Annotated in this window: 5 protein-coding genes; 4 read left to right on the top strand and 1 reads right to left on the bottom strand. The window is 41.0% G+C overall.

Annotated elements, in window-relative coordinates; translation table 11 throughout:
- Nucleotides 1-18 precede the first annotated feature (18 nt).
- Nucleotides 19-645, bottom strand: coding sequence for a glycerol-3-phosphate 1-O-acyltransferase PlsY (gene plsY, locus V7083_RS22580; RefSeq protein ID WP_335482314.1), 627 nt, complete (start codon nt 643-645; stop codon nt 19-21).
- Nucleotides 646-751: 106 nt separating this feature from the next.
- On the opposite strand from plsY, the gene V7083_RS22575 reads away from it, so the two are divergent.
- From V7083_RS22575 to V7083_RS22560, 4 genes are all read left to right on the top strand, one after another.
- Entirely contained in the window at nt 752-1,504 is a 753-nt protein-coding gene (locus V7083_RS22575; protein ID WP_335482312.1) for a class I SAM-dependent methyltransferase, read from the top strand.
- 118 nt (nt 1,505-1,622) lie between these two features.
- Nucleotides 1,623-2,186: an RNA polymerase sigma factor gene (locus V7083_RS22570; protein ID WP_335482311.1), complete on the top strand. Its 564-nt coding sequence runs from the start codon at nt 1,623-1,625 to the stop codon at nt 2,184-2,186.
- Nucleotides 2,183-2,731, top strand: a complete 549-nt coding sequence (locus tag V7083_RS22565; protein ID WP_335482309.1) for an anti-sigma factor family protein — start codon at nt 2,183-2,185, stop codon at nt 2,729-2,731. The genes V7083_RS22570 and V7083_RS22565 overlap by 4 nt, the downstream gene beginning before the upstream one ends.
- On the top strand, nt 2,728-3,804 hold the full coding sequence (locus V7083_RS22560; RefSeq protein WP_335482308.1) for a hypothetical protein: 1,077 nt from the start codon (nt 2,728-2,730) through the stop codon (nt 3,802-3,804). The genes V7083_RS22565 and V7083_RS22560 overlap by 4 nt, the downstream gene beginning before the upstream one ends.
- The last annotated feature ends 141 nt before the right edge of the window (nt 3,805-3,945 follow it).

Raw genomic sequence — 3,945 nt, 5'->3', positions numbered from 1 at the left:
CAGACAAGTTTAACAGACCTACATTTTAAATCCATTTTTCTTTGGGGGAATACGGTCATTGAGCAAATGTTTATCGTTGATCCTCGGTTCAATACCTAAAATAAAGTTGCGTATATTAGAACGGTGCAGAAAGATTAATAAGATGAGGAAAAATAAAAAGATAAGTTCAAATTCTAATTTTGAAGAAAAGAGATCAAAGACTAGCATGCTGAGCCCAACAGAGATGGAGCCGAAAAAGACGTATTTTGTTAAAAATATCATGAGAAAAAACGAAATGTAGGCAATGATTAGCAAAGGAAGATTGCTGATCAATAAAGCACCAGCAGTGGTGGCAATCGCTTTGCCACCTCTGAAGCCAGCAAAGATAGGGAAGCAATGTCCAATGACAGCGGTAAGGCCAAAGTACAGCGGTTCGGTCTGAAGGTGAAAGAACAGAGGAAGATAGGCCGCCAGAGCACCTTTTCCAAGGTCAATGAATAGAACAAAGAGAGCGGATTTTTTGCCTAGAACCCTGAGGGTATTAGTGGCACCGGGATTTTTACTTCCAAGTTCCCGGATATCAACCCCGTATATGATCTTTCCTACAATTAACGCTGTCGGGAAACTTCCAATTAAATAAGAAGCAAGGAGCAGCAACCAGAACATAAGGATCATTCCCTTAAAATATTTTTCTTTCATTCTACCATAAAGAAATGGTATTATTTTGTTGAATTTTCATGTATTGGAAATGAAGTGAAAAGAGGCGCCGATGATGGAAAATATTGATTTTGGCCAAGTTATTAAAAACTATGCTAGCTCAAGAGAAGATATTCCCACAGCTATGATGGACAGTTTAATGATTCGTGGTATTTCTTTTGAAGGAAAAAAAGTAGTAGATTTAGGATCGGGAACGGGTACGTTAGCACGAAAAATAGCAATGAGAAAGGCAAATGTTGTGGGGGTTGAGCCATCATCTGACATGCTGAGGCAGGCGCATCAATTGAATACAACGAGAAACTTTACGATTCCTTATACTCAAGCTACAGCTGAAAACACGGGTTTGGATGACTCAACTTATGATATTGTTACTGTCATGAGAGCTTGGAATTTGTTTGATCGCGAGAAAGCTCTTCAGGAGATTAAAAGACTCTTGAAATCGAAAGGGATACTGATTGTGATAGAATCAGGATTTACTCCCGATTCGGAAGTGGTGAACAAAACCCTAACTGTTTTGAACAGGGATAAGGAGGGCGGTAAAAAGTCGTTCTCCAACCAATTCATCAATGGTTTTCCAGTCGAGTGGTTTGCCGAATGGCAGCACAATGGTTTTGAACTTCGGGATTTTTACAAATTGAAAGATTCAATTACGTTAACAAAAGAGGAATGGATGGAAGTATTCATGGTTACCGACATGGATGGAACTCAAAGGAATGGATTGTTTGATGAAATATTCTCAGGCATATCTGATAAAGAATCGTTTGAAATCCCATATGAATGTAATCTTTGTATTTTAACATTGGCATAATAGATCATATCGGAAACGTGCGAAGACAGATTCGCACGTTTTTTTTAATCGTTAAAAATATTTTTTTAAAAAAAGTGTAGGGGTTATCCAAAGTAGGTTCGTCTATTAGGTGTACAGATTGAAAAGAAAGGGGGAGAGAACCATTAGTGATACGGTTTTAATTCAAAAAGTACTGGATGGCCATGATCATGCCTTTCGGCTTTTGGTCGAGAAGTACCGCAATGATGTGTTCCGGACAGTCTTTGCAATCCTTCGCGATCAAAAGGAAGCCGAAGATGCGGCCCAGGAAGTATTTATCAAAATCTATACGTCTCTCTCCCAATATGAAAATCAAGGGTTTAAAACTTGGATGACAAGGATTGCTGTCAACCATGCCATTGATATGAAACGAAAACAGGCACGCAGGCGAGAAGAAGTTTTCGAGGAATTTGAAACATTAGGGACGACGGAGGACAGTTTGGAAAGGGAAATTTTGCAGAAGGAGCAAAAACAGCTGGTCCGAAAGCGGCTTAATGAATTACCGGAAAATTACCGGGATGTCATATTTGGCTTTTACATAGCCGAAAAAAGCTACCAGCAAATGGCTGAGGAACAAAATGTTCAAGTCAAAACCATCGAAACCAAACTGTACCGCGCCCGTAACTGGATCAAAAAAAACTGGAAGGAGGACGATTTTTCATGACGCATTTTACTGAAGAACAATGGCAGCAATACGTAACAGGCGACTTAACCGACCAAACCAGAGAACAACTGGAAAACCACCTATATACTTGCGACCAATGCTTAGAAAAATATCTAAAAGCTGTAGAAGTAAATGAAACATCACTCCCGGCCCTTCCAGACACTAGCGACTTCACCGAACTCGTGATGGGGGCACTAAACACGGTGCCTGTCACCAAAAGCACTACTGATGGATTAGAAAAGGTGCCTGTCACCAAAAGCACTAGTATTGAATTGGAATTGGTGCCTGGCACCACAACAAGTTCAGTTAAAAAAAGAACATCGAAGAGGCCATTATATCAGCGGGCGGTATTTCATTATTTGCTGGCAGCAGCAGCGACGATCTTACTGACGTTTACAGGAGCATTTCAATCATTAGCTAAATATGCGAATTCCTTGGAGGCAGGGAATGTGCAAGAAAAGCGGCCTTCGGTGACGGAGGGTGTTATAGATAAGACATTTGCATGGATGGATTCATTAGAGAAGAAGGAGGCAATTAGGAAATGAAAAGTTCAACAAAGGCATTAACCTTATCTTTGTTTCCGGGACTTGGCCTTATTTATTGGGGAAAAATGTTCCGCGGGGTCCTATATTTATTGTTGGTATTTGGCTGTGCGTTGATCACGGTCATCGGAATCGCCAGTGGCACTGGGGATGCCATCATTATTCCTTTTATGGTCGGGATTTTTATTTACTTAGTTAGTTTTATTGACATGGGTGTGCAAATTTCTAAGCAAAAGAAGGTGTTGCTAGCTGCTGACCTCGGTGAGCCGAATTCTCAGGCAGCTCAAGATTCCGAGCGGTTTTATACGATTGTCCTTTCGTTTATTCCGGGACTCGGCCATTTTCAATTAGGATTAATGAATCGTGGATTAACCCTTTTAGCTACCTTTCTTGGATTGGGGATCATGGTGATTTTCGTGACAGCCCTATCCAACAGATCAGAATTTCTCGTCTTTTTATTAAGTTTGCCGGTCATTTGGGTGTATGGATTTTTTGATGCGGTTCAACAGGTAAACAAAAAACAGCGCGGAGAAGAGTTGGTCGACAGGACGATTTTTGAGGATTTTGAAACACGGCGAGAAGATGGTAAAAAAAGCAAAGCCATTGCGACATTTCTGTCGATTTTCCCTGGGGCCGGACACTTATATCTTGGGCTGCAGCGCCGTGGGATTCAACTAATGGCAGCATTTTTATTCTCAGTTTATATTCTTGATGTTCTTAGACTTGGCATCTTTCTGTTTTTGATCCCGATTATTTGGTTTTATAGCTTTTTTGACGGACTGCAAAAAGTATCACGCTATAACGAGGAAGCTTTGGAAGATGTTCCGATTATCTCCTACTTTCTTAATCATCAAAAATGGGTTGGCATTGGTCTGATTTTTCTGGGCCTGTATTACTTAGTAGTAAACATCCTGCTTCCGGTGTTCTCACCTATGCTAACAAAATTAATCAATATAGATATTGCCTATTGGGTGCAAAGCTATTTTCAAACAGGGCTTGTCTGCTTTGTCCTGATCGTTGGCGGCATCAAGCTATTAACCGGCAGCAAGCATAAAAGGGAGGAAGGAAAATCATGAAAAAATGGAAAACAGGGTTGGCGGCAGCCGTCTTAATCGGGGCGGGGATTAGCTTTCTTTTTAAAAAAGGAAAGGGGACAGGGGTATGAGAACGTGGCGTGTCGGTACATTTTCAATGGGAGGGGCGCTGGTGTTGCTGGG

The sequence above is a fragment of the Bacillus sp. JJ1764 genome (assembly GCF_036962145.1).
Taxonomy (GTDB): Bacteria; Bacillota; Bacilli; order Bacillales; family Cytobacillaceae; genus Neobacillus.
The sequence above is the reverse complement of the archived record's forward strand: the minus strand, read 5'-3'. Positions and strand labels throughout refer to the sequence as shown.

Bases quoted from the DNA above. Each gene is read 5' to 3' on its own strand.
- plsY (WP_335482314.1), bottom strand. From the start codon at position 645: ATGTTCTGGTTGCTGCTCCTTGCTTCTTATTTAATTGGAAGTTTCCCG.
- V7083_RS22575 (WP_335482312.1), top strand. From the start codon at position 752: ATGGAAAATATTGATTTTGGCCAAGTTATTAAAAACTATGCTAGCTCA.
- V7083_RS22565 (WP_335482309.1), top strand. From the start codon at position 2,183: ATGACGCATTTTACTGAAGAACAATGGCAGCAATACGTAACAGGCGAC.
- V7083_RS22560 (WP_335482308.1), top strand. From the start codon at position 2,728: ATGAAAAGTTCAACAAAGGCATTAACCTTATCTTTGTTTCCGGGACTT.